This is a genomic window from Candidatus Flexicrinis affinis, from assembly GCA_016716525.1.
Taxonomy (GTDB): Bacteria; Chloroflexota; Anaerolineae; order Aggregatilineales; family Phototrophicaceae; genus Flexicrinis; species Flexicrinis affinis.
In genome coordinates this window covers 470156-493725 of sequence record JADJWE010000006.1, presented here as the reverse complement: position 1 = coordinate 493725, position 23570 = coordinate 470156, and the positions used below count along the sequence as shown (strand labels likewise).

Genomic DNA, 23570 nt, shown 5'->3' with positions numbered 1-23570 from the left:
TGGTGTCCCTAATTCGCATCCGCAGCCTGAGGCTCTTGCGCGGCAGTCACGATTCTTCGCTGGCGCTCGTGAAACAGAATGAACAGGCCGCTGCCGACGGTCAGCGCCGCGCCGATCCATGTCGCCAGCACCGGGATCTCTTGCCAGAGCAGCAGCCCCCACATCACGTTGATCGGCAGCGACACGTACTCGAACGGGGCCACCACCGAGGCCGGCGCCGTGCTGTAGGCGCGCGCCACGAAGTACATCCCGCCCGCCCATGCGAACCCCAATCCAAACATGATCAGCGCATCGATCAGGGTGGGGGTTTTCCATGCGCGCAGTAGAAACGCGATGCTGGGGTGGGTATCGGGGGTTTCGGTGATCAGCAGCGCCAGCGGCGCCAACACCAATGCCGCGACCAGATACACCAGCGAGCTGTAGTAGGTCTGGGTTGCGCTGCTGTCGGTCGATTTCAACTTGCGTGTGATTAACACCGAGAAGGCGTAGAACAGCACGGAGATCAGCGCGAACACCGACCCCAAGTTAAAGGTCGCCGTCCCCGGCCTGACCATGAAGAGCACCCCGGCAAACCCAACGATCAGCGCGACCCAGCGATAGGCCTTCACTCTTTCACTCAAGAAGATAACCGACAGGATGGTGATCATCATGGGGCCTGAGAATCGTATGGCGTCGACCTCGGCCAGTGGCAGTGCCGCGAACGCCATGAATGCTGTGGTATACGACAGAAACAGGCAGAAGCCGCGCACGTATTCGAGCATCGGTCGCTGTGTCTTAGGCAGCCCGCGGCCACCTTCCAATCGAAAGAGCAGCAAGCTGGCGGGCATGGCGACGAAGCTTCTCAATAGCACCATTTCGATGATGGAGTAGTCGCCGCCGATCCACTTCACCGCCACTCCTTGCAGCGAGAGGATGAACATCGCCACGCCGAGGTAGATGATTCCTTGTAGGTTCGCGCTCAGTGACGCCATACCCGCCCTTTTCCATTCACAGCGTGGTGCAACGATCAGCTCTTGCCAACTAGCCTAGGTCGTCCGGCTAGATATCCAGAACGATGTTTCCCAACCGCTTCACAGTTTCGGGATCGCGGTGATCGAAGAAGGCACTCTGTCGCGTATCCAGTGCCTGAATGCGTTCCATGTCGTTCTGGCTCAGTTCGAAGTCGAACACGGAGAAGTTCTCCACGATCCGATCCTTGTGGACGGACTTGGGAATGACAACGACGCCGCGCTGGATGAGCCACCGTAGAACGATCTGGGCAACACTCTTGTTATGCGCATCCGCGATCGCGCGCAGCCCCTCGTTGTCGAAGAGGTTGTTTCGGCCTTCGGCAAAGGGGCCCCACGATTCGATTTGTACGCCGTTGGCCTGCATGATCTGCTGCGCGTCAATCTGCTGGCAGAACGGGTGCGTCTCAACCTGATTGACCGCGGGAGCCACTTCGTTGTGCATGATGAGATCCAGCAGGCGATCAGGGTAGAAATTGCTGACGCCAATGGCTTTGGCGCGCCCTACCTCGTACAGCTCTTCCATCGCGCGCCATGCGCCATAGACATCGCCAAACGGCTGATGAATCAGGTACAGGTCGAGATAATCCAACTGCAGCCTGTCGAGCGACCGTTGGAACGCCTGTTTGGCGCGGTCATAACTGGCATCCTGAACCCACAGCTTTGTCGTGATAAACAGGTTTTCGCGGGCGACGCCGCTGCGCTGGATCGCCTTGCCCACCGCCGTCTCGTTCATGTACGAGGCGGCCGTATCGATCAGCCGATAGCCGGTTTCCAGCGCGTCGACGACGCAGCGCTCGCACTCTGCTAGGTCGCGGATCTGGAAGACGCCGAAGCCCAGTATCGGCATTTCAACGCCGTTATTCAAAGCAACGTGTTTCATGGTGATCCTCAGTTCTCTGCCTGACTCGCGTCAACACAATGCCTGCTGTCAATGCCAGCAATGTCTTGTTACTGATGCCCCACGATACGATGCGGGACGTACGGCTCTTCCAAGTACTGAATCTCCTCGGGCGAGAGCTTGGTGGTGACTGAAGCGACCGGGCTGTCGAGGTGCGAGAGCTTGGTCGCGCCGATGACGGGCGCTACAACCGGCGCTTTGTGCAGCAGCCACGCCAGCGCAATCTGCGTGCGGGGGACGCCGTGTTTTTCTGCAACCTCGCCAACGCGCTCGATCACCAGTTTGTCCGCGTCCGCCGAGGCATCGTATTTGCCCTTCGCGATCGGGTCGGTCTCAAGGCGCACGGTCGTCTCCGCGAAATCACGCGACAGTCGGCCGGAGGCCAACGGGCTGTACGGCGTCGACGCGACTCCTTCCGCATGGCACAGCGGATTCATCTCGCGCTCTTCTTCGCGGTAGATCAAGTTGTAGTGATTCTGCATCGACACGAAGCGCGTCCAGCCGTTCTGGTCGGCGACATGCAGCGCCTTCTGAAACTGCCACGCGAACATGGCCGAAGCGCCGATGTAGCGCACTTTGCCGGCCGTGACCACGTCGTGCAGGGTCGCCATCGTTTCCTCGATGGGCGTGTTGTAGTCCCAGCGGTGGATGATGTAGAGGTCGACGTAGTCGGTGCCGAGGCGCTTGAGGCTGGCGTCGAGCGCGCTCAAGATCGCCTTGCGCGACAGCCCCTCGCCGTTCGGGCCTTCGCGCATTCTTCCGCGCACCTTGGTGGCGATCACGACCTCGTCCCGGTTTGCGTAGTCCTTGAGCGCCCGGCCGAGATATTCCTCGCTCGTACCCATCGAGTACACATTGGCCGTGTCGAAGAAGTTGATGCCCAGCTCGAGCGCCTTCTTGACGATCGCGCGGCTGTCTTCCTCGTTCAGCGCCCAACTGTTGTGAACCCAGCCCTCGGCCGCCCCAAAGCTCATGGCACCGAGACAGATCCGCGATACGTCCAAACCGGTGTGACCTAATTTCGTGTATTCCATTTGAGACCTCTCCTTCTAAACGATGCGTTGACTTACAGATCTGCCACGGCCGGGATGATCTCCTTGGCGAAGGTTTCCAGTGGTGTGATCGTGTAGACATCCGGCATGTTGAAGATGGCGTGTGTAAATCCCATGCGGGACAGTTCGTTGATGCGGCTCATGACGCTGGAAACCGTGTCGTCCCCGGACAGATTGACCGTGCACAGCGAGGTTTTTTCGACCGTGTCGTAATCGCGTCCCAGCGCCTCGCAGTGTTCCTTGAGGGTATCGAGCGCGGCCTGCATGTTGTCTGTTCCGACCCAGTCGCCGATGTTGCAGGCGTCGGCGTATTCGGCCACCATGCGCAAGGTCTTACGCGGGCCGGTACCGCCGATCATGATGCGTGGATGCGGGCTGGAGAGCGGCCGGGGATTATTGGTGATCGCCGGGGCGGCGAAGTGCTTGCCCTCGAAAGCCGTTTCATCGCTGGCCCACAACGCTTTCGCCAAGCGTAGGTTGTCCTCAAGCTGCTCGAAGCGCTCGGTGGTCGAAGGGTAGGGTATTCCATAGCCACGCGCCTCGTCCTCGTACCATGCGGCGCCGATGCCGAGATAGGCGCGACCGCCTGAGAGAATGTCGAGTGTGTTGATCGTCTTCATCAGGACGGACGGATGGCGATAGATCACGCCGGTGACCAGCACGCCGAGATACGCTTTCTCGGTCAGGCCGGCGAAGTAGCCGAGTGTGGTGTAGGCTTCCATCATCGGGTCGGTATAAGCTTCCCCGAACAGGTCCTTGATCTGGTAGAAGTGATCCATGACCCACAGGCTGTAGAAACCGGACGCCTCCGCTGTCGTGACGATTTCTTTGAGTTTGGGCCGGATCGCCTCTGTCCCGCCGGGATATTTGAAGGAAGGGATTTGCAGTCCGATTCGCATTGTCAAGCTCCATTCTTTCGGCAGTCGCTAGATGTGCGCTGGGCGAAATTGTCCAGTGCTAGGGTGTCACCATAACCTTGATAGCTTCCCGGTCGTCCATCGCGCGATATCCCTCTGCGATGTCATCCAGACTGATACGGCGGTCAAAGACGCGGCCCGGTTGGATCCTGCCTTCAAGCACGTCCGGAATTAGGTCTTCGATGTACGCGCGTACCGGCGCAGGGCCACCGCTGATCGTGAGGTTACGGAAAAACGTCGGCGATGCCGCGGGAATGTTCACGTTGTGAGGAACGCCCACCCGGCCAATCGCGCCGCCCGGACGCGCGATGCGCAGCGATGTCTGCATCGAGTCGTCGGTTCCCACACACTCCAGCACGGAGTGGACACCCAAGCCGGCGGTAAGCCGGCGCACGTGCTCGACCGCCTCGTCGCCGCGCTCGCTCACCACATCGGTCGCGCCAAACTCCTTCGCGAGCGCGATTCGGGTCTCGTGACGACCCATGATGATGATCTGCTCGGCGCCAAGGCGCTTGGCGGCGATTACGCCGCACAGACCGACTGCACCGTCGCCGACCACTGCAACCGTCTTGCCCGGCGCGACTCTGGACGTCACCGCGGCATGATGCCCGGTTGCCATCACGTCGGTCAGGGTCAGCAGCGATGCCATGATGTCAGGGGCGTTATCACGGGGCAGGGCAACGAGCGTCCCATCGGCATACGGGATACGAATGGCCTCTGCCTGCGCGGCACCGGTGTCGTGGTTGCCGTGGAAGAAGCCACCGTGGACGCACGAGGTGTGAATGCCTGCCTGACAATGGGGACAAGTGCCGTCCGAGAACGCGAACGGCATAGCCACCAGATCACCGACTTTGATGTGGTGAACATCGGAGCCAATCGCCTCGACCACGCCGAGTGCTTCGTGCCCCATTGGAAGGCCGTTATCGGGAAAGCTGTCATAGCCGCGATACGGCCAGAGATCGCTGCCGCAGATGCACGCGTAAGTGATGCGGACGAGCGCATCGGTTGGTTCTTTGATTTGGGCATCAGGGACGTTCAAGATACGAACATCACCGGCGCCGAACATGATTGTTGCACGCATTTGGACGTTTCCTTGTGTTGGTGTGCCCCCGCTGCTGCATGCGCGGGGAACGTACTAGTGTTGGCGGCTGATGCCGCTATCCTTGAAAGGGCGCATCGCCGACGCGCCCGACCCAGAAAACTAACCCCTCCGCAGGGCAATTCGGCCGGCCCGGAGCGCCGCGATGACGCCGCCGTCGATAAGCAAGTCGCTGCCGGTCACAAAGCCCGCCTCGGGGCCGAGAAGATAAGCTGCCGCGGCGGCGACTTCGTCGGTTGTGCCGACACGCTTGGCGGGCGAGGCTTCGATCATCGCGCGGTAACTTGCGCCGCCTTCCGACGCCATTTCTTGCTGCGCTAGAGGTGTGAGGATAATGCCCGGACTGATCGAGTTGACGCGTGCGCCTCGTGCGCCCCAATCGAGGCTGGCCGCCTGAACACGGAGGTGGTTAGCACGCTTAGAGAGCCCGTAGGCGGCGCCGGAGTTGGGAACCGCATCTGCCGAAAGGAACGGAAGCTGCAAGAGTTCGTCAGCAGGCGTGCGTGCAAGGGCATCTGCCTGCTCGGGTGGAAGCGCTGCCGGCATGTAGCCGGCCATGCTGGAAATGACAACACCCGCTCCACCGAGGGCGATGACATGACCGAACTCTTCGAGGACGAGCGCCGTACCCAGCAGATCGACGGCTAGAATCCTTGCTGGCGGTGCTTGCACCGGGGAAACCCCGGCGGTGTGAACAACTTGCACGACACTACCCATGTCCGCCGCCGCACGCGCCAATGTGTGAACAGAGTCGCGCGAGGCAACGTCGACGATCTGCGTAGTTACGCGATGGCCCGTCGACTCTAAGGCGATGCGGGCTGCCTCCAACACTTCCGGGTTGATATCGCTCAGCAGCGTGGTCTTGCCACCGCCTTGCCGCCGAGCGATCGCCTGTGCGATCCCACCAGCGCCAATGACAACCAGTACGTCCGAACTCATTGAGGTCTCCTTACCGCTACCCGTGATACTGCGCGTCGCTGACGTGTTCCATCCAGTCGGCCGCACTTCCGTCGACGCTTTCCTGAATGGCAATGTGCGTTACGGCGGTCGTAGGGGCCGCGCCGTGCCAGTGCGTCTCGCCGGGCGGGATCCACACCACGTCGCCGGGGCGGATTTCCTCGATCGGCCCGCCCCAACGCTGGACGCGCCCGCATCCGGCCGTCACGACCAGCGATTGGCCGAGCGGGTGCGTGTGCCATGCCGTGCGCGCGCCGGGCTCGAACGTGACGTAAGCCGCGCTGGTTCGCGCCGGTTCGTGCACGTGGAACAATGGATCGATCCGCACCGTTCCGGTGAACCACTCCGCGGGGCCGATCGCCGAGGGCTGGGTGCCGTTGCGTTGAATGTCCATCGTCCATTGTCCTTTCGCTGCGCCGTGCTTTGAGGCCGCTGATGCGCCTGCCCGGATTAGACAAAACTCCAGATCGCTGGGCAATGCGAGCAAACCGCGGGCAGCCGATACGCTTATTATAGGTGCGGGGAGCACCGGCAGATTGAACGATCGTCCAAGATGCTTGTACAATTCTGCAAGACATGATGTCCGTGGATATTGAGACGCGGGGTGACCCATGAGTGAGAGCCAACAAGAACGGCGCGATGCGCAGAGGAACGACGCGAATCGCGAGGAGATCTGCGAACGAATCGCCCACACGCTGCGTTCGGACGGAGTCATCGAACCCCTGCCGGGGCTGCACATCGCCCGCGTGACGACACCGCTGAGGAAAGTTCACAGCATCTTGGAACCGGCATTCTGTGTGGTGGCACAGGGCGCCAAAGAGATCATTCAGGGCAGCAACCGGTATGTTTACGACCCGTTCCACTACCTGCTCGCCACGACGAACCTGCCGGCGGTCAGCCGCGTGATCGAGGCGTCCAAGGAGCGGCCCTACCTGAGCCTGCGGATCGAACTTCCGCCGGCTGAGGTCGGCTCGGTCATGTCGGAAAGCGGTCACGCCATCCCTTCGCGCAGCGCGGATCTGCGGGCGATCGATGTCAGTCCGCTGGAGAACAACTTGCTCGATACCGTGCTGCGGCTAATCCGGCTCATCGAGACCCCGTCCGAAGCGCCTGTCCTCATGCCGCTGATTACGCGCGAGATCGTCTATCGACTGCTGGTTGGAGCGCAGGGCGGACGTCTGCGCCACTTGGCGGTTTTAGGGGGCTATACGACACACATCGCCCGCGCGATTCAGCGCCTCCGGGCGGATTTCGACCAGACCATTCGCGTCGAAGACCTCGCCAGCGAATTAGGCATGAGCGTGTCAGGCTTCCACCATCACTTCAAGGCGGTCACCGCCATGAGCCCGCTGCAGTTCCAGAAGCATCTGCGCCTGCAAGAGGCGCGCCGCTTGATGCTGAGCGAAGACATGGATGCGGCCAGCGCGGCGTATCGCGTGGGGTACAGCGATGCCTCGCACTTCAGCCGCGAGTACAAGAACCTATTCGGTGTCCCGCCGATGCGCGACGTCAACCGCCTGCGCGAGACGGGTGGGGCACTCACGAATTGACACGCGCGGGCGCATCCGGCCAGCACGTCTCACCCCGCCATCGCCCGCTGGACATAGCGGCTGTCCGGCGCGGCGCCGTAGCCGTGGACGAGCACGCTCTCGACCATCATACGGCGCAGCGTGCGCCCGACCATGCGCTTCGGCACTGCTGCGCGGAACATCAGGTGATACGACACAGGCGGCTGATCCGGCGACACGGGCGGGGTCGTGAGGTCGACATTGGGGTACAGGCGCGCGCCGTTGCGCACATACCACCCGATGCGCCGCTCACGGATGGTCCGCTCGGCGTCGGTCTCCGCCTCACCCGGGCGTTCGACCTCGAAGACCAGACCGAGATAGGGGTAGCCGGCGTGCGCCCAGCCATCGGCGCGCACGGTCTGTAGGGCGTCGTTCAGCAGGTGCCGGCCAAGGCCGCGGTTGCGTGCCGACGCGTGCACGGCGAGATAGCGCAAGAACGCCATGTAGTGCTCGTGTACGGTGGAGAAGATTGAGAGGCCGATCACGGTTTTTTATTGATCGACCATCACCCGGAAGTGGTACTCGACCGTCGCCGTGCTGCGAGACAGGCGTTCCGCGCGCAGGTCGTCCAGCGGCTCGCGTTCGGTTGCGGGGAAGGATTCGACGTAGATCGCCAGTGCCTGTTGGCCCCAATCGCTGTCGAACGACTCCAATTCATGAAACGTGTATGGCGATGCGTCTGGCATGCGGCGGGCAAACAGCCTGAACATGGCGTGCTCCGTTCCCGATTGAACGACCGGTGTATGTGAATACGCACGGGAAGCGGCCGCAGTTGCGGTGCGCACCGCAAACCCGTCTGGTTCTAGCCCAACCTCAGCACTATGGGCTATCCTCATGGCGGGTCGAGAACAGAAAGGACAGGCTCGCGGTGCTTTCAAAACCATCCGGCGTGCCCGCGGAGGGACACGGCAAGCTGTTCGGTTACGACTCGCTGCATTGGCCGGACGGGCGCTATTTGTTTGCCGGCCCGTCCTACGCTGACGTACTCGGCTGGACGCTGGAGGCGCTGAACGAACCGCCGCTGGACAAGATTGTCGCGCAGGAAGACCGCGCCGCGCTGCTGCGCCAAGCACACGCAACCGCTGTCAACGGCGCAACCGTGCCGGTGCTGCGCTACCGGTTGATTTCAAGAGACGGGCAGACGGTCGTGCCGGTGACGGTTGCCGCACAACCGATCCTCGACGCCGCTGGCAGCACCATCGCCATCGTCAAGATTTGCCGGGCCAGTACGGCCAAACTCGGCGATCTACCCAACGATACGCGCAGCATGGCTGCCCTCATCGAGCACGTGCTGCACGAACTGAGCAACCCGCTTTCGGTGATCCTCTCGTCCGTCGAACTGCTGGAATCGCACAGCCGGCAGATGCCTGACGACCGTCTGGCCGAACATGCCGACCGGATCGGGACAAATGCGGTGCGGTTGCAGCAGGCGCTTGACGTGCTGACGGCCATTTTGGGCGGGTAATCCGGCCCTGCCCAACGGGTAGGCCGGTTGGTATGCTTGCCGCGTGATCGCCTGCACAATGCAGCGACGCGCTTATCTTCTGCACTCATAGGCAGGGTCGCATGATCCATTTCGGAACCGACGGCTGGCGGGCCGTCATCGCCGACACTTTCACCTTCGAGAACGTGCGCCACGTCACACAGGCGTTGGCCGATACGCTGCTGGCCGACGCGGCGGGCGATACGGCGCCGTCGGCCGTCGTCGGCTACGATACGCGCTTTTTGAGCGACCGCTTCGCCCATGAGGCGGCGCGCGTGTTGGCGGCCAACGGACTGCCGGTCTGGCTCACCCGTTCCGATACGCCGACCCCGTCGGTCAGTTACAACGTCGTCGCGAAGGGCGCGGCGGCCGGGGTGGTCATCACCGCCAGCCACAATCCCCCCCGCTACAACGGCTACAAGGTCAAGTCGAACTACGGCGGCAGCGCCACCGACGAGTCGTGCAAGCGCATCGAGGCACGGTTGCAGACCAACCTCGCGGCAGGCGTGACGCCCAAGGCCATGGACTACGACGCGGCGGTTGAAAGCGGCATCATCACGCGCTTCGATCCGAACTGGACCTACTTCGAACATCTCGGCACGCTGGTCGACATCGATCTGATCAGCGAGGCCGAACTGAACATCGTGTCCGATGCCATGTGGGGCGCGGGACGGGGCGCGTTCAGCGGCTTCCTGCGCCGGTCGCGCTGTGCGGTCACTGATATTCGCTCCGATCTCAACCCGGGCTTCGGCGGCATCCACCCGGAGCCGATCCTTAAGCACCTGACGGCGTTGGTCGCGGCGGTCAAAAACCGGCAGGCCGATGTCGGCCTCGCGACCGACGGCGACGCCGACCGGATTGGGGCGGTTGACGCGTTCGGCAGCTTCATCGACCCGCACCACATCTTTGCGCTGACGTTGCGCCATCTGGTCGAAAAGCGCGGCCAGCGCGGCGATGTCGTCAAGACCGTCAGCACGACCACCATGATCGACCGGCTGTGCCAACAGCACGGCCTGACCTTGCACGAGACGCCGGTAGGCTTCAACCATATCGCCGACCTGATGATTCACAACGACGTGTTGATCGGCGGCGAGGAAAGCGGCGGAATCGGCGTGCGCGGGCACATCCCCGAAGGCGACGGCGTGCTGATGGGCTTGCTGCTGCTGGAAGTGATGGCGGCGGCGCGCGCCCCGCTGCACGAGATCGTCGCCGACTTGCAGAAGCAGGCTGGCCCCGCGTTGTACGGCCGAATCGACGCGCGCTTGACCCGCACGCTGCCCAAAGCCGAGATGCGCGACCGGCTCGTCCAGTCTGCGCCAACGACCCTTGCGGGCGAGACGGTCGTCAAGGTCGACACGCTTGACGGCGTCAAGTTCAAGCTGGCCGATGGCGGTTGGCTGCTTGTGCGCCCCAGCGGCACGGAGCCCGTCCTGCGCATCTACGCCGAAGCGCCGACGACTGAGGCGGTGAACGCCTTGTTGGAAGCCGGGAGCGCCATGGGCCACAGTATTGTCAACGGTGAGTAGAGAGGCCAACGACAGGTGATTCGTCGTTTCGTTTCCGTCGCGGTCTTCGCGGCGAGCCTGCTGCTTGGGAGTTCCCAAGCGATATCCCAAGACGAGCCGACCCTTACCGTGAGCGAACCGGAGTTTTCGCGGCGGGCCAGCCCGTTCGGCTTCGAGGAGTGGATCGCGCAAGGCGTCGTCACCAATGACGGCGACACCGCGGCGGTCGACGTCAACCTCGTCGGTGAGGTGCTCGATGAGGATGGCGAAGCGATCGGGTTTGCCTATGGCGTGCTGGTCGACGTGTGCGGCTTGGGCGTTCCGCCCGACCGGCCGCTGGAACCCGGCGATTCGTCGCGCTACCTGCTCGCGATCGAACTGGACGACGAAGCGTTCGTGCCGGCCTCGCTCGACATCGACGTGATCGCCGCCAGCGCCTCCGCCGCGCCGGTCAATCCTTTCCTGACCTACGCCGACATCACCACCGTTTACGAAGGCGACGTGGCCCGCGTGGAATGGACGCGTCGGGGCGAACTGCTGTTCGCCACCGGCTGCGAGAGCGACCTCTACACCACGTGGCAGTGGTACACGGTCGACACCGAAACCGGCGAGGCGACCGCCACCGATCTGCCGTATCCCGACGTGTATACACCCGAGATCCTCGACCGCCTCGCGCTTGAGACGCCGCAGGAAATCCGCAACGCGCGCATCGCGTTCCACCCGGACTCGCGCCGTTTCGTCTTTCAGGATCGCATCAACACCGCGCTGACCGCCGAGCCGGACGGGACGTTCCAGCGCCTGCTCTGGGATGCGCTCTCGCGTTACAGCCTCGCCGGGTACATCTGGCTGCCCGACGAACGCTATCTAGCCTACTATTTCGGCGCGTTTGGCGACCCAGTCATCTACTATACCGGCAGCCTCGCCGGCCAGAAGATCAGCGCCGCGCCGCCCGAGGTCATCCCGTCGCTGATCGTGCCGGGGCCGACCCAAGACGGCGGACGTGTGGTCATTGCCCGCGAGGTCGACGGCGTGGTCGGCTACGATCTGGCATCGACCACCGGCGGCGCGGTGACGCGCCTGTTTGACGGCGAGGCGCCCGGCAACAACTATCCCGCGCCGGTCTATGCGCCAGCGCCTGACGGCGGCGTGGACATCTTCATCATCCGCGACATCGACGGGCAGGCCCGCTTGCAGTGCTACGACCTGCGCGCCGAAACGCTCAACAGCCTGACCGTCCTGCCGCTCCGGCTCTCGCCCGACGAGTCGGGGTGGTCGGCGATCTCACCCGATGGTCGCTTGCTGGCATTGGCCGCCGAGGGCCGCCACGGCGGGCTGTGGCTGATCGACCTGACGCAGTACGCGTCCTGCACACGGTAGGGCCGCAACTGTGAAATTCCACGACCTCGCCGGTGTAATCCTCGACATGGACGGCGTGCTGTGGCGCGGCGATGTCGCGTTGCCCGGCTTTGCCGACGCCTTCGCGTGGCTTGACGAAGCACAAGTGCCGTACCTGCTGGCGACCAACAACAGCGGCAAGACCGCCGCGCAGTATCAGGAAAAACTGGCGCGCTTGGGCGTGCCGGACATACCGGCCGACCGCATCCTGTCATCCGCCGTGGCGACGGCGCAGTGGCTCGGCAAGCGCTATCCCGCCGGAACCACAGTCTTCGTCGTCGGCATGACCGGCATCCGCGAAGCGCTTGACGACAGCGGTTTCGATGTCGTGGACGAGGGCCAACCGGCCGAGTTGGTCGTCGCCGGCATCGACCGCGACCTGACCTACGCCAAAGCCCGTCACGCCGTGCACCTCATCAACGACGGCGCCGCGTTCTTCGGCACCAATGCCGACAAGACGTTCCCCGATGCCGACGGCCTCAGCCCCGGCGCGGGCAGCATCCTCGCGCTCATCGAAACGGCCACCGGCGTCACCCCGACTGTGATCGGCAAGCCGCACCGCGCCATGTTCGACGCCGCCATCGACGCGCTCAAGGCCGACCCCACCCGTATCCTGATGGTGGGTGACCGTCTTGACACCGACATCGCCGGCGCGCAGGCGGTCGGCATGAAGACCGCGCTGGTCCTCAGCGGTGTGACCACGCCCGATGCCCTCGCCACCGCCGACGTGTGGCCCGATGTCGCCTACGAGGACCTCGCCGCGCTGGTTCGCGCGTGGGCCGGCGACGCGTGGATGACCGAACGCATCCGCGCCCGCCGCCGCGGGTAGAACGCAGAGAAGTAGAGAGAAGTGAAGGGATTTTCCAAAGGGCTTACGCCCTCTGGACTCCCATCTCTGCGAAATCGTGCCGCACGCGGCACGATTTCGCGGGATTTGGGGCTGCCAGAGTGCGGGTGCAGGGATGCAAATCCCTGCCGGGGCACGGGGCAGCGCCCCGACGCCCTATACGCGCCACATGAAACGTTCGCCGGGGCGCAGGACGTAGGCCGCCTGGCCGGCGTCTTCGGCGAGCTGGCTGAACTTGGCGGGGTCGGCGGTGTTGAACGTGAACATGTCGTAGTGGTGCGGGATGACGAGCGGGATTTTGGCTTCGCGGGCGAGCGCGATGGCCTCGAACGCGTTCATGTTGGGCGGGGTGCCTTCGCCGCCGGCACGCCCGTTGATCGGCAGCAGGGCGACGTGCGGCGAGAGAGCGATCAAGCGATCGCGCAGGCCGGCGTAGACGACGGTGTCGCCGCTGTGATACACGCGAATGTGGCCGAGGTCGATGACGAAGCCGAGGAAGGCGTGACCGTGGTCGGGCGACTTCTCGAACTCGGGATGCGCGGCAGGGAGGGCGCTGATCTGGATGCCGTCGACCTCGATCGAATCGTCGCCGCGCATGGGCAGCAGGCGGTTGCGCTCGAGTCCCAGCCCGGCGGCGTGTTCGACCAGCGCGGCGGGCAGCACGAGCTTGGCCTGCGGCGACGCGGCGAACAGGCCGGGCAGCGTGCCGGGATCGAGATGATCGCTGTGTTTGTGACTCGCCAGCACGATCCGCGCGTTGGTGATCTCGTGGCCGCGGATGGGCGAGGTCGTCATGCGGACATGTGGTTTTGGCGAATTGGCGTACTTCGCGGTAAGGTGCTCGGATAAGTACAGATCGGCGTAGACCAGCCCCGCGGCGGACTTGAGCGCGAAGCCGCTTTGGCCCAGCCACCACATCGCCAGTTCGCGCGGGCCGGGCGCTGCCGACTCGATGTCGCGCAGCAGAGCCGCGCCTTTCAAGACCGGTTCGATCATTGTGTCACTTCTAGGAGATGTTATGCCGGACGCACTGCCCATTATACCGACCCACACCATTGGCTCGCACGCGTGGCCTGCGTGGTTGTTCAGCGCGCTGGAGGCGATGCAGCGCGGCGAATACGGCCCGCGTGATTGGCTCGAGACGCAGAACGATGCCGTCGACCTTGCGCTGCGCGATCAAGAGGACGCCGGGATCGACATCGTGACTGACGGCGAAATGCGCCGGATCGGCTTTTTCACTGCCGACTTCTACAGCAAGTTCACCGGCCTGAAGGAACTGCCGCCCCAGCGCAAGGTTGGCATCCCCGGTCATGACCAGCGCGAAAGCTACGAGGCGGTCGAATCGCTTGCCGCGCCGCACGGCATGGGGTTGGTCGAGGAATACCACTACGTGCGCACCCGCACCGCCAAGCCGATCAAGATGCCGATCCCCGGGCCGTACACGCTCGCTGGCCGGATCAAGCCGGGGGCGGTGTACAAGGATCGCCTCGAGGTCGCCTATGCGCTGTCGGCGTTGATCAACGCCGAGCTCAAGGCGCTGGTGGCCGAAGGCGTGACGCTGATCCAGCTCGATGAGCCGTCCTACGCCGTCCACGCCACCACCCCGCGCGAGTTTGTCGACCTGTTCAACCAGACCGTCGCCGGGGTGAACGCCAAGATCGGCGTGCACCTGTGCTTCGGCAACTTCGTGGGCCGGCCCGTCGCCAAGCGCACCTATCACCCGCTGTTCCCGTACATCCTCGACATGAACGCGAGCCAGTTCGCGCTCGAGTTCGCCAACCGCGAGCTGTCCGAGATCGACCTGTGGCAGGAATTCCCGAACGACAAGGAATTGGCCGCCGGTCTCGTGGACGTCAAGAACTACTACTGCGAGATAGCCGAGGACGTGGCCGCGCGCATCCGCACCGCGCTCAAGTACGTCAGTGCCGACAAGCTGAGCGTGACGCCGGACTGCGGATTCAGCCAGACCGCCCGCTGGGCCGCGCAGCGTAAGCTCAAGGCGCTGGCCGAAGGCGCCGCCATCGTCCGCCGCGAAGTGGCCGGCGGGTAGTTGAGTAGAAGGGATTTTCCAAAGGGCTTATACCCTCTGGACTCCCATCTCTGTGAGTTCGTATCGCAAGCGGTACGAATTCGCGCGTTTGGGACGACCAGAGTCATGCCGTCAGGTATACAGGCTTACGCGGCTCGAACACGACAGTGAAATGTGTTGATGGACGCTCATCTTGCGGACGAGGCGCGCTTGCGCACCTCGTCCGCAGAATGCGGGTGCAGGGATGCAAATCCCTGCCGGGGTTTGGGGCAGCGCCCCGACGCCCTTCGATGAGTAGTTTCTTTGAATTGTGCGCTGGGGTGGTTGACAAATCCGGGCGGGCATCGCTACACTGATCGCACGTGGCAAAATCGCCGCCGCAACGAGGCATTACCATGCAAAACGCATCTTGTTGTTGTGTCTGTCGCATCGAGGGGAGTTCACCGCGATAGGCAGCACGACACGACACTAGCCTGACGACGCACACGCGGCGGCTGGTATCCGACGAACCCAACGCGGCCCGACCCCCTCTCTCAATCCTGAGAGCCGGTTCGGCCGCGTTTTTGTTTGTCGAGTACCCGCCGCCGTTTTTGTTAACCCGCAACGAAGGAGCATCATGGTCGCCCTTGCGCACCACCCGACAGCCACCCCCGCCGCGTTCCGCACGGTGCAGCGGCTTGAATCGCAGATTGGCAACACGCCGCTGCTGGGCTTCACGCGTGTCACCGCGCATCTGCCCGAAGACATCCACGTGTACGCCAAGGCCGAATGGGCGAACCCCGGCGGCAGCGTAAAGGATCGCGCGGCGCTTGCCATCGTGCGCGACGCTATCGACCGCGGCCTGCTGACCGGCGACAAGATCCTGCTCGACAGCACCAGCGGCAACACCGGCATCGCCTACGCCATGCTCGGCGCGGCGAAAGGCTTCGTCGTCAAGCTGTATCTACCCGCCAACGCCAGCCCGGAGCGCGTGGCGATCCTGCGCGCCTACGGCGCCGAGCTGGTGCTGACCGATCCGCTGGAAGGGTCGGACGGGGCGATCCGCGCGGCCCGCGCCGAACTGGCTGCGCATCCCGACCGTTACTATTACGCCGATCAGTACAACAACCCCGCCAACTGGCAGGCGCATTATCACACCACCGCGCCGGAAATCTGGCACCAGACGCACGGCAAGGTCACGCACTTCGTGGCCGGACTCGGCACGTCCGGCACGCTGATGGGCACCGGGCGCGGCCTGAAGGACTTCAACCCGGCGATCCAAGTCGTCTCGATGCAGCCCGACAGCCCGATGCACGGCGTCGAGGGCTGGAAGCACATGGCGACGGCCATCGTCCCCGGCATCTACGACGACGGATTCGCCGACCGCGACATTGCCGTCAGCACCGAGGACAGCTACGAGATGGCGCGCCGCCTCGCCCGCGAGGAAGGCTATCTGGTCGGCATCAGTGCGGCGGCGGCGATGGCCGGGGCGCTGCGCGTGGCCGAGGAACTGGCCGATCGCGGCGAGCCGGGCGTGGTCGTGACGCTGTTCCCGGACAACGCGTACAAGTATCTGAGCGAAGGGTTCTGGACGCGTAAGTGAGGGGAAAGGGCTAAGCGAAAAGGTGTATGGGGAAAGGGCTGAGGGGAAAGGACTCGGTCCTTTCTTGTGGTGTATTCACCGTAACCGCCCCGGGTTGGCAGGCGAGGCTAGTCTGGTCAGATGCCGCCGAGCGTTGAAACGCCCGGCTAACAGGCTCAAAGCCCACTGAAGGGGCTGTCTCGTCCGCCGTGTAGAGCATTTCCGACGCCATTTATGGCATCCCTACCACACCGCGACGGAATGTGTTTGACGTTCGCAGTCGGAGCCCTTCACTTTCCCCTTGCCCCCTCACCTTTCACCTTCCTCAATCACCGCGCGCGCCACGGCCAGCAGATCGGCCTTGCACGCCGGCGGGATCGCGCCCTCCGGCAGCGCCTCGATCTGCGCGATGAAGGCGGGGATGGCGTCAGGCGTCGCCGCCGTGTCGATCTGCGCGCGGGTCGGGGAGTCGATTTCGCAGCGTTCCAGCACACCTGAAAGCGCCTCCAGCGTTGGGAGGGGCACGACAAACAGGAGCGGCGTGCCGGGAATGTCCTCGACACCGGGTGAGAGGGGCATGCCGCCTGCCGGCTCGATCCCGGTCGGAGCCGAGCTGCCGAGCACAATCCGGCCACCGTATGGGCTGACGTCCATCAGCCAACGCCCGCCTCGTCGGGGAAGGCTCAGGGTGTTGATAATCTCGCCGGTCTGGGTGTCGATGACAAGAACGCGGCCGGATGCCAAGTCGGCAAACAGATGCCGACCGTCAGGATGCCACGCTAGGCTTCCAATCCCTTCTTCGCGGTACTGAAGAACGGGTCTCACCGTCCCTGAGTCCAAGTCAATGATGCGAATAGTCCCGTCTTGTTCACTGGCGTTGAGTACGGAATAGAACACTTCGGCGATCTGTGTGTCGTCAGGACCCCACGCGACATCCGCGCCAAACGCATTGAAACGTAACGGCGCAGTCATTTCACGGGCCAAGTCGTGTACCTCCACATATCGGAGATCAGCAATTGCTATCCGTCCGTCAGGGCTAGCGTCTAGATCGTATGCCCCTGTGAAGGTGATTGGCTCGCTACGAATCAAGGTGTTGTTATCCACGCGCCAACGGTTAACCGGATTAGCTCCATCAATGCCAAGTGCAAGTGCGATGATATCGTTTGTTGCCGTACTCCACTCGACAACGATTGGGCCACCGGCACCTTCAATTATGTCGGAGTCGATTTCTCGGAGTATTCCGTCTGGGAAGGATTCAAGTAGATAGAGGGTGCGATCTCTTGTGCTAACGGCCGCAACAATGGTGCCTTCCGCGTTTGCAGCGACCCTGATTGTGCTGTCCCCTTCGATTGTAGCGGCAGCGATGGCTGTTCCTTGTGTCACATCGATCACTGAGATCGTCCCGCGGCTATCTGAAGTAACGACAATGCCGCCGTCAGATGACCATCGGACGGTGTTGGCGACATGATTCACCGAAGAAGCCGGGAAGCTGTGCAACGGCAGCACAATCAGGAGGGTCAGAGCACCGAGTACACAATATTCAATGACTCTTCGTTTCATGCCATTTTCCAAAGCCGCATCACATCTCGATACCCACATACCTCGACTCTACTCCTTGTCGTATGAATCTGCCGCGCGCCGCCAATACGCCCGCACGGCGCTCTTCCTTTCCCCTTCGACCTTTTCCCTCTCGCGTCCCCCTTCATTGACGCGCGCGGACATCCCGCGTACCATAGTCCCATCGACTAATCTGCGCGGACAGAGGCCGCGGACACAGCAGTACGAGGGGACATAGCGTTTGGCCCACCGGCATCCCCGCCGGCGGGTGACGAGGTGGCGGTTTATCGACGATCAACGGATGCCGCCCGGGGGGCGTTCACCCTCCCGTGTACTCCCTCCCCAATTCCAGCGACGGCTCAAACCCCGCGGGTGACCGCAGGCCCAACCTCCGCCGCGCGTGAACATCCATGACTCGGATTGTGGTGTTGTGGAGGCGCTGCCTCCACCCCTCCGCAAGGGGTTTGCACCCCTTGACCCCATTTCCGCATGTGCGCGCAGCGCACATGCAGGACAGGGGTGCAGGGGCGTAAGTCCCTGCTGGGGTGTGGGGCGAAGCCCCGCGACATCCACACCACAGGGAGGGACCCCGAATGTGTGGCATTGTGGGATATGTCGGCCCGCGCGACGCGGCGCCGCTGATCTTGGACGGATTGCAGCGGCTGGAATACCGCGGGTATGACAGCGCGGGCTTGGCGGTGCAGAATGGGCACGGCGTGCAGGTGCGGCGCGACGTCGGCAAGCTGACGAATCTGCGGGTGCGCGTGGAGCGCGACCCGGTAGACGGGCAGATCGGCATCGGGCACACGCGCTGGGCGACCCACGGCGTGCCGGCGGAGCGCAACGCGCATCCGCACGTGAGCATGAACGGCGATTTCGTGTTGGTGCACAACGGCATTGTCGAGAACTATCTGGTGCTGAAGGACGAGCTGAGCGCAGAAGGCGTGACGTTCGCCAGCGAGACCGACACTGAAGTGATCGTGCACTTGATCGAGAAGTACGCCGAGGTCACGGGCACGGACGACGAGGCGCAGATCGTGAGCGCGGTGCGGCAGGCGGTGTCGCGGTTGACCGGCGCACATGCGATCGTCGTGCTGCCTGTGCGCAAGCCCGACGTGCTGATCGCGGTGCGCATCGGCAATGCGGGCGGCGTTGCGGTCGGGTTGGGCGAGGGCGAGAATTTCATCGCCAGCGACATCCCGGCCATTCTGGAGCACACGCGCCGCATGATCTACCTCGAGCACCGGCAGATGGCGGTGGTGCGCGCGAGCGGTGTGTCGGTGCTTGGGCTGGACGGCGCGCCGGTCGATCCACAGGTGCATCACATCGCGTTCGACGCGGTGAGCGCGGCCAAGGGTAATTTCAAGCACTTCATGCAGAAAGAAATCTTCGAGCAGGGGCGGGCGATCACCGATACGCTGGCCGGGCGCGTCGATCGCGAGCGCGGGACGGTCGTGCTGAGTGATCTGCCGCTGACGCCGGAGCGCGCCAATGCGATCAACCGGATCGTCAGCGTGGCGTGCGGCACGAGCTACTACAGCGCGCTGGTCGGCAAGTTCTACCTCGAGAAGCTGGCGCGCGTGGCGGTCGAGGTCGAATACGGCAGCGAGTACCGCTACCGCGATCCGCTGCTGACGCCGCAGACCGCCGTGCTGGCGATCACCCAAAGCGGCGAGACGGTCGACACGCTGGCCGCGATGGAACACGCCAAAGCGGCTAATTCCACGGTGTGGAGCATCGTCAATGTGATCGGCTCGCAGGCGATGCGCATGGCCGACGGCTATGTGGCGATGAATGTCGGGCCGGAGATCGGCGTGGCGTCGACCAAGACGTTCACGGCCAGCATCGTCGATCAGTACCTGCTGGCGGTGACGCTCGGCGCGGCGCGCGGCACGCTCAGCGCCGAGGCGCAGTTGGAGGCCATCGACGACCTCGCCAAGCTGCCCGACATCCTCGGCCGGACGCTGGCGCTGGATGACGCGATTCACGCACTGGCCGGCACGCTGTTCGAAGCGCGCGACTTCCTGTACCTCGGCCGCGGCATCCAATACCCGATCGCGCTCGAAGGCGCGCTCAAGCTCAAGGAAATCAGCTACATCCACGCCGAGGGCTACCCCGCCGGCGAGATGAAGCACGGGCCGATCGCGCTGATCGACCAACACCTGCCGGTGGTGGCCATCGCCTTGCAGGACGCGCTGTACGACAAGATGATCTCGCAGATCGAGCAGGTCAAGGCGCGCGGCGGGCGCGTGATCGCGCTGGCGACCGAAGGCGACACGTTCATCGCCAGCAAGGCCGATGACGTGCTGTATCTGCCACCGTGCCCGCCGATGCTCAGCCCGGTGATGACCGCGCTGCCGATGCAGCTTCTGGCGTATCACATCGCCGTGTGGCGCGGCACCGACGTCGATCAGCCGCGCAACCTCGCCAAGAGCGTCACGGTGGAATAGAAGGGAAAGGATTTGCGGAGGCTTTGCCTCCACACCTCCACAAGGGGTTTGCACCCCTTGACCCCATCACTGCGAAAGTGGGCCGCATGCGGCCCACTTTCGCGGGAAGGGAGACCAGAGGGCGTAAGCCTTCTGGCGGGTTTGGGCAGCGCCCAAAAGCCTATGACAACGCATACCCCCGCGACGTGACATCCGCCACTCTGCCGGGTGGGTTGACGCGCGCTATCCTGAGAATAGGGGTGACTTGTGCCGGCACATGCCCGCGTCCGCGCCCGTCCCCCGATGCCGAAGGAGGCGCGCGATGACATCCGCCCAGTTCCTCACCGACCTCGCCAAGCAGATCACCGAGCGCGCCACCACCGAGCGCGACCGCGCGGTGATGCTGCACGACTACGTCCGCGACTGTGTGAAGTTCGGATTCACCACGCACTTCGACCACGACCTGCCCGAAGACGCGTTGGCCGCCGGTGTCGGATGCTGCACGACCAAAGCGCGGCTGCTGGTCGCACTGCTGAACGCCGTCGAGATCGAGGCGTATCACCACTTCGTCGTTATCTCGAAGTCGGTGCTGAGCGGCCTGATGCCGGCGTCGATCTACCGGCTCGTCCCGGGCGCTGTGTCGCACAGCAACGTCGATGTGCGGATCGGCGACCACTGGTACGAGATCGACAGCTTCATTGTCGACACGCCGCTGCTGATCGCCGGCAAGGCTCGGCTGGCGCAGGAAGGGCTGACGGTCGGGTACGGCGTGCATCGCAATTCGACCAACGCATGGGATGGCCGGCACAACGCCTTCTCGCAGTACACACCGAGCATTCTGGTGGCCGATCACGGCCGCGTCGAGGATGTCGAGGCGTATTTCGGCTCGCGGCGTTACCGTAACAAGGTGCTGGGCGTGCCGTTCAGCCGCATCTTTGCCGCGTTCGGGGAGCGCAGCGTCGCGCCGATCAACGCCGGCATCGACGCCATCCGCCGCGAGTTCACCGCCGCCCCGGCGGGTGTGGGGTAGTGGAGGGGAGGAGTCCAGAGGGCGAAAGCCTTCTGGCGGAGGTGTGGAGGCAGCGCCTCCAAGACTTGCCCCTCAGAACACCACGACACCGCGGCCCGGCGCGCCGGCGAGCATGTCGGTGAAGGCGGTGTTGACATCGTCCAGCGGGTACGTCCGCGCGATCAGCTCGTCCAGCTTGAGTCGGCCCGTCTGATACAGGTCCACGAAGTGCGGGAAGTCGCGGCGCGGGCTGACCGATCCGTAGTAGCTCCCCTTGATCGTGAACTCCTTGCGCACGATCAACGCGCCGGGCAGGTTCGTCCCGCTGCCCATCGGCGAGAGCCCGACCAGCGTCAGCACGCCGCCGGGGCGCACCGCGCCGAGCGCCTGTTCCTGCACCGCCGTGGCCCCCACCGTCTCGATCACGTGGTCGGCGCCGCGCCCGCCGGTCAGCGTGCGGATCGCCTCGATGGCCCCCGCGCCGCCTTGTACGAAATGAGTCGCTCCCATCACCCGCGCAATGCCTTCTTTTTCTGCGCCGAGGTCGACGGCGACGATCGGATACGCCCCGCACAGCGCCGCGCCTTGGATCGCGTTCAGTCCGACTCCGCCCGCGCCGTAAACCACCACGCTCTCGCCGGGGCGGATGTGCGCGGTGTACAGCGCCGCGCCGACACCGGTCGCCACCGCGCATCCGACCAGCGCGGCGGGGGCCAGCGGCATGTCGTCCGGCAGGGGGATGCACGCGGGCGCCGGCACCACGGCGTACTCGCTGAACGCCGCCAGCCCGCAGTAGTGATACACCGGCCTGCCGTCCCAGCTCAGGCGCGGCGTGCCGTCCAGCATCACGCCTTCCCACAGTGGATCGGTGTAGGTCGTGCACAGGTTGGGCTGGCCGCGCAGGCAGTAGAAACATTCGCCGCAGTCGGGCGCCCAGCTCAGCATCACGTGCTGGCCCGCGCTCAGGTCGCGCACGTTCTGCCCGACCTCGACGATCACGCCGGCGCCTTCGTGGCCGGTGACGCACGGCATCGGCTGTTTGGTGTCGCCGGTCGCCACGTGCCAGTCGGAATGGCAGACTCCGCACGCCTTGATCTGCACCAGCACCTCGCCCTCGCGTGGGGGCTGCAAGTCCAACGTGACGACCTCAAAGTGGCGGTTGGGTGCGGTTAGGACGGCGGCGCGGGTCTTCATGCGGCGGATCTCCGGCGGGGGATGGTAGACGGTATGTGGCGAGAGTATAGCCCAACCTCAATTTGACATTCCCCCAGACCCAAGTACTATGAGGAAATCGACTCATTCTGGCTGAAAGGTGTCATCCATGAAGAAGTTCCGCATTCTGACGATTGCGGCTGTCTTTGCTGCTCTGCTGCTTGGCGTGACGGTCGCGTCGGCCGGAGTCAACGGCGTCGTCATCGTGAGCGAGCAGTACACATGCAGCGGCGTGGCGGTGGTGTACGAGGTGCCGTCGTTCACAGACTACAGCTGGAGCGTCACGGTCGACGGCCAGCTGATCGCCAACGGCAGCGGGTTCAATCAGACCTACACGACGCTGGAGGTCACCGCGACCGATTCGGGCTCCCAGCTCTCGCCGTTCCCGTTCACCTCAGGGGATCACGTCATCTCGGTGTTCGTGTCGACCGGGTTCGAGCAGTACAACAGCGTCACCGTGGGCGATACGATCAACTGCGACCCGACCGGCGACGACGACGATGATGATGACGACGATACGCCGGTGCTGGTCAGCGGGCGCGCGTGCTTCGGCCCGGGTGAGGTCGCCGCGGCGGTCTATGTGACACGCGGCGCGATCGAAATCTGGGCGATCGACTCGAGCGATCGCGGTCAGCTCGCCATCCGCGTGTCTGCGGCCGAGCTTGAAGACCTCGATTACACGCCGGGTACCCCGCTGCTGATCGAAGAGAGCGACCTGTTCATCTCGATTCAGCTTTGGCGGCAGGCGAACGGGCTGTATCGCGTGCTGGTCGGGCCGGACGGCGAAGGCAAGATGTTCGAGTGCGCATTTGGCGGCAAGTACTCGGCGGTGCGCTCGTGGCTGCCGGGCAACGAACCGTCCGGCGAGCTGGACTCGGCACAGCCGGAGGCATCGGCCGCGTCCCTCCTGATCAGCGCGCTGCGCGTCCTGCGCCTGTTCTAGTCGACGAGGCAAGGTACACCGCTCCCCTGCTCGCGTTCGGGCAGGGGAGTTTTCGTCTCAATCCGGGTGCCGCGGTGCAATCGCCTGCGGGACGCGGTA

Annotated in this window: 22 protein-coding genes; 10 read left to right on the top strand and 12 right to left on the bottom strand. The window is 64.0% G+C overall.

The window, feature by feature from the left end; genetic code table 11:
* Positions 1-8: 8 nt before the first annotated feature.
* From IPM16_17355 to IPM16_17325, 7 genes are all read right to left on the bottom strand, one after another.
* Entirely contained in the window at positions 9-971 is a 963-nt protein-coding gene (locus IPM16_17355; protein ID MBK9124867.1) for a DMT family transporter, read from the bottom strand.
* 67 nt (positions 972-1038) lie between these two features.
* The gene (locus IPM16_17350; GenBank protein ID MBK9124866.1) at positions 1039-1902 is read right to left on the bottom strand and encodes an aldo/keto reductase; all 864 of its coding nucleotides are present in this window, start codon (positions 1900-1902) and stop codon (positions 1039-1041) included.
* A gap of 56 nt (positions 1903-1958) precedes the next feature.
* Complete coding sequence (locus tag IPM16_17345) at positions 1959-2942, bottom strand: aldo/keto reductase (GenBank protein ID MBK9124865.1); 984 nt, start codon at positions 2940-2942, stop codon at positions 1959-1961.
* A gap of 32 nt (positions 2943-2974) precedes the next feature.
* Positions 2975-3859 (bottom strand): TIGR03560 family F420-dependent LLM class oxidoreductase, encoded by an 885-nt coding sequence (locus IPM16_17340; GenBank protein MBK9124864.1) that lies wholly within the window; start codon positions 3857-3859, stop codon positions 2975-2977.
* 58 nt (positions 3860-3917) lie between these two features.
* Positions 3918-4958, bottom strand: a complete 1041-nt coding sequence (locus IPM16_17335) for a zinc-dependent alcohol dehydrogenase family protein (protein MBK9124863.1) — start codon at positions 4956-4958, stop codon at positions 3918-3920.
* A 120-nt stretch (positions 4959-5078) separates the two neighbouring features.
* Positions 5079-5915 carry an SDR family oxidoreductase gene (locus tag IPM16_17330; GenBank protein MBK9124862.1) on the bottom strand — a complete coding sequence of 279 codons (837 nt, stop codon included), beginning with the start codon at positions 5913-5915 and terminating at the stop codon, positions 5079-5081.
* Positions 5916-5931: 16 nt separating this feature from the next.
* Positions 5932-6327, bottom strand: a complete 396-nt coding sequence (locus IPM16_17325; GenBank protein ID MBK9124861.1) for a cupin domain-containing protein — start codon at positions 6325-6327, stop codon at positions 5932-5934.
* 217 nt (positions 6328-6544) lie between these two features.
* Between IPM16_17325 and IPM16_17320 the strand changes: the two genes are divergently transcribed.
* A complete protein-coding gene (locus tag IPM16_17320; protein MBK9124860.1) occupies positions 6545-7483 on the top strand; it encodes an AraC family transcriptional regulator in 939 nt (312 codons plus the stop codon).
* A gap of 29 nt (positions 7484-7512) precedes the next feature.
* Here the strand turns inward: IPM16_17320 and IPM16_17315 are convergent, their stop codons facing one another.
* Positions 7513-7986 carry a GNAT family N-acetyltransferase gene (locus IPM16_17315; GenBank protein ID MBK9124859.1) on the bottom strand — a complete coding sequence of 158 codons (474 nt, stop codon included), beginning with the start codon at positions 7984-7986 and terminating at the stop codon, positions 7513-7515.
* A gap of 6 nt (positions 7987-7992) precedes the next feature.
* Positions 7993-8211, bottom strand: coding sequence for a hypothetical protein (locus IPM16_17310; protein ID MBK9124858.1), 219 nt, complete (start codon positions 8209-8211; stop codon positions 7993-7995).
* Between the two features lie 158 nt (positions 8212-8369).
* Between IPM16_17310 and IPM16_17305 the strand changes: the two genes are divergently transcribed.
* The 4 genes from IPM16_17305 (at position 8370) to IPM16_17290 (ending at position 12713) form a co-directional block, all read left to right on the top strand.
* The gene (locus IPM16_17305) at positions 8370-8966 is read left to right on the top strand and encodes a hypothetical protein (GenBank protein MBK9124857.1); all 597 of its coding nucleotides are present in this window, start codon (positions 8370-8372) and stop codon (positions 8964-8966) included.
* Positions 8967-9067: 101 nt separating this feature from the next.
* Positions 9068-10510 (top strand): phosphoglucomutase/phosphomannomutase family protein, encoded by a 1443-nt coding sequence (locus IPM16_17300; protein MBK9124856.1) that lies wholly within the window; start codon positions 9068-9070, stop codon positions 10508-10510.
* A gap of 15 nt (positions 10511-10525) precedes the next feature.
* On the top strand, positions 10526-11866 hold the full coding sequence (locus tag IPM16_17295; GenBank protein ID MBK9124855.1) for a hypothetical protein: 1341 nt from the start codon (positions 10526-10528) through the stop codon (positions 11864-11866).
* Between the two features lie 46 nt (positions 11867-11912).
* Positions 11913-12713 (top strand): HAD-IIA family hydrolase, encoded by an 801-nt coding sequence (locus tag IPM16_17290; protein ID MBK9124854.1) that lies wholly within the window; start codon positions 11913-11915, stop codon positions 12711-12713.
* 174 nt (positions 12714-12887) lie between these two features.
* Here the strand turns inward: IPM16_17290 and IPM16_17285 are convergent, their stop codons facing one another.
* A complete protein-coding gene (locus IPM16_17285; protein MBK9124853.1) occupies positions 12888-13727 on the bottom strand; it encodes an MBL fold metallo-hydrolase in 840 nt (279 codons plus the stop codon).
* Positions 13728-13749: 22 nt separating this feature from the next.
* On the opposite strand from IPM16_17285, the gene IPM16_17280 reads away from it, so the two are divergent.
* Complete coding sequence (locus IPM16_17280) at positions 13750-14781, top strand: cobalamin-independent methionine synthase II family protein (protein MBK9124852.1); 1032 nt, start codon at positions 13750-13752, stop codon at positions 14779-14781.
* Between the two features lie 595 nt (positions 14782-15376).
* Positions 15377-16342, top strand: coding sequence for a cysteine synthase family protein (locus IPM16_17275; protein ID MBK9124851.1), 966 nt, complete (start codon positions 15377-15379; stop codon positions 16340-16342).
* A gap of 288 nt (positions 16343-16630) precedes the next feature.
* Here IPM16_17275 and IPM16_17270 read toward each other — a convergent pair whose 3' ends face one another.
* The gene (locus IPM16_17270) at positions 16631-17920 is read right to left on the bottom strand and encodes a WD40 repeat domain-containing protein (protein ID MBK9124850.1); all 1290 of its coding nucleotides are present in this window, start codon (positions 17918-17920) and stop codon (positions 16631-16633) included.
* Positions 17921-18471: 551 nt separating this feature from the next.
* Here IPM16_17270 and glmS point away from each other — a divergent pair.
* Positions 18472-20328 (top strand): glutamine--fructose-6-phosphate transaminase (isomerizing), encoded by a 1857-nt coding sequence (glmS, locus tag IPM16_17265; GenBank protein MBK9124849.1) that lies wholly within the window; start codon positions 18472-18474, stop codon positions 20326-20328.
* A gap of 301 nt (positions 20329-20629) precedes the next feature.
* A complete protein-coding gene (locus IPM16_17260; GenBank protein MBK9124848.1) occupies positions 20630-21337 on the top strand; it encodes a hypothetical protein in 708 nt (235 codons plus the stop codon).
* 72 nt (positions 21338-21409) lie between these two features.
* Here the strand turns inward: IPM16_17260 and IPM16_17255 are convergent, their stop codons facing one another.
* Positions 21410-22510, bottom strand: coding sequence for a Zn-dependent alcohol dehydrogenase (locus tag IPM16_17255; protein ID MBK9124847.1), 1101 nt, complete (start codon positions 22508-22510; stop codon positions 21410-21412).
* A gap of 127 nt (positions 22511-22637) precedes the next feature.
* On the opposite strand from IPM16_17255, the gene IPM16_17250 reads away from it, so the two are divergent.
* Complete coding sequence (locus IPM16_17250) at positions 22638-23471, top strand: hypothetical protein (protein MBK9124846.1); 834 nt, start codon at positions 22638-22640, stop codon at positions 23469-23471.
* Positions 23472-23570: the final 99 nt, after the last annotated feature.

Bases quoted from the DNA above. Each gene is read 5' to 3' on its own strand.
- IPM16_17275 (MBK9124851.1), top strand. From the start codon at position 15,377: ATGGTCGCCCTTGCGCACCACCCGACAGCCACCCCCGCCGCGTTCCGC.
- IPM16_17270 (MBK9124850.1), bottom strand. From the start codon at position 17,920: ATGTGGGTATCGAGATGTGATGCGGCTTTGGAAAATGGCATGAAACGA.
- IPM16_17330 (MBK9124862.1), bottom strand. From the start codon at position 5,915: ATGAGTTCGGACGTACTGGTTGTCATTGGCGCTGGTGGGATCGCACAG.
- IPM16_17310 (MBK9124858.1), bottom strand. From the start codon at position 8,211: ATGTTCAGGCTGTTTGCCCGCCGCATGCCAGACGCATCGCCATACACG.
- IPM16_17250 (MBK9124846.1), top strand. From the start codon at position 22,638: ATGAAGAAGTTCCGCATTCTGACGATTGCGGCTGTCTTTGCTGCTCTG.
- IPM16_17345 (MBK9124865.1), bottom strand. From the start codon at position 2,942: ATGGAATACACGAAATTAGGTCACACCGGTTTGGACGTATCGCGGATC.
- IPM16_17255 (MBK9124847.1), bottom strand. From the start codon at position 22,510: ATGAAGACCCGCGCCGCCGTCCTAACCGCACCCAACCGCCACTTTGAG.
- glmS (MBK9124849.1), top strand. From the start codon at position 18,472: ATGTGTGGCATTGTGGGATATGTCGGCCCGCGCGACGCGGCGCCGCTG.
- IPM16_17260 (MBK9124848.1), top strand. From the start codon at position 20,630: ATGACATCCGCCCAGTTCCTCACCGACCTCGCCAAGCAGATCACCGAG.
- IPM16_17320 (MBK9124860.1), top strand. From the start codon at position 6,545: ATGAGTGAGAGCCAACAAGAACGGCGCGATGCGCAGAGGAACGACGCG.
- IPM16_17325 (MBK9124861.1), bottom strand. From the start codon at position 6,327: ATGGACATTCAACGCAACGGCACCCAGCCCTCGGCGATCGGCCCCGCG.
- IPM16_17355 (MBK9124867.1), bottom strand. From the start codon at position 971: ATGGCGTCACTGAGCGCGAACCTACAAGGAATCATCTACCTCGGCGTG.
- IPM16_17300 (MBK9124856.1), top strand. From the start codon at position 9,068: ATGATCCATTTCGGAACCGACGGCTGGCGGGCCGTCATCGCCGACACT.
- IPM16_17340 (MBK9124864.1), bottom strand. From the start codon at position 3,859: ATGCGAATCGGACTGCAAATCCCTTCCTTCAAATATCCCGGCGGGACA.
- IPM16_17280 (MBK9124852.1), top strand. From the start codon at position 13,750: ATGCCGGACGCACTGCCCATTATACCGACCCACACCATTGGCTCGCAC.
- IPM16_17335 (MBK9124863.1), bottom strand. From the start codon at position 4,958: ATGCGTGCAACAATCATGTTCGGCGCCGGTGATGTTCGTATCTTGAAC.
- IPM16_17290 (MBK9124854.1), top strand. From the start codon at position 11,913: ATGGACGGCGTGCTGTGGCGCGGCGATGTCGCGTTGCCCGGCTTTGCC.
- IPM16_17285 (MBK9124853.1), bottom strand. From the start codon at position 13,727: ATGATCGAACCGGTCTTGAAAGGCGCGGCTCTGCTGCGCGACATCGAG.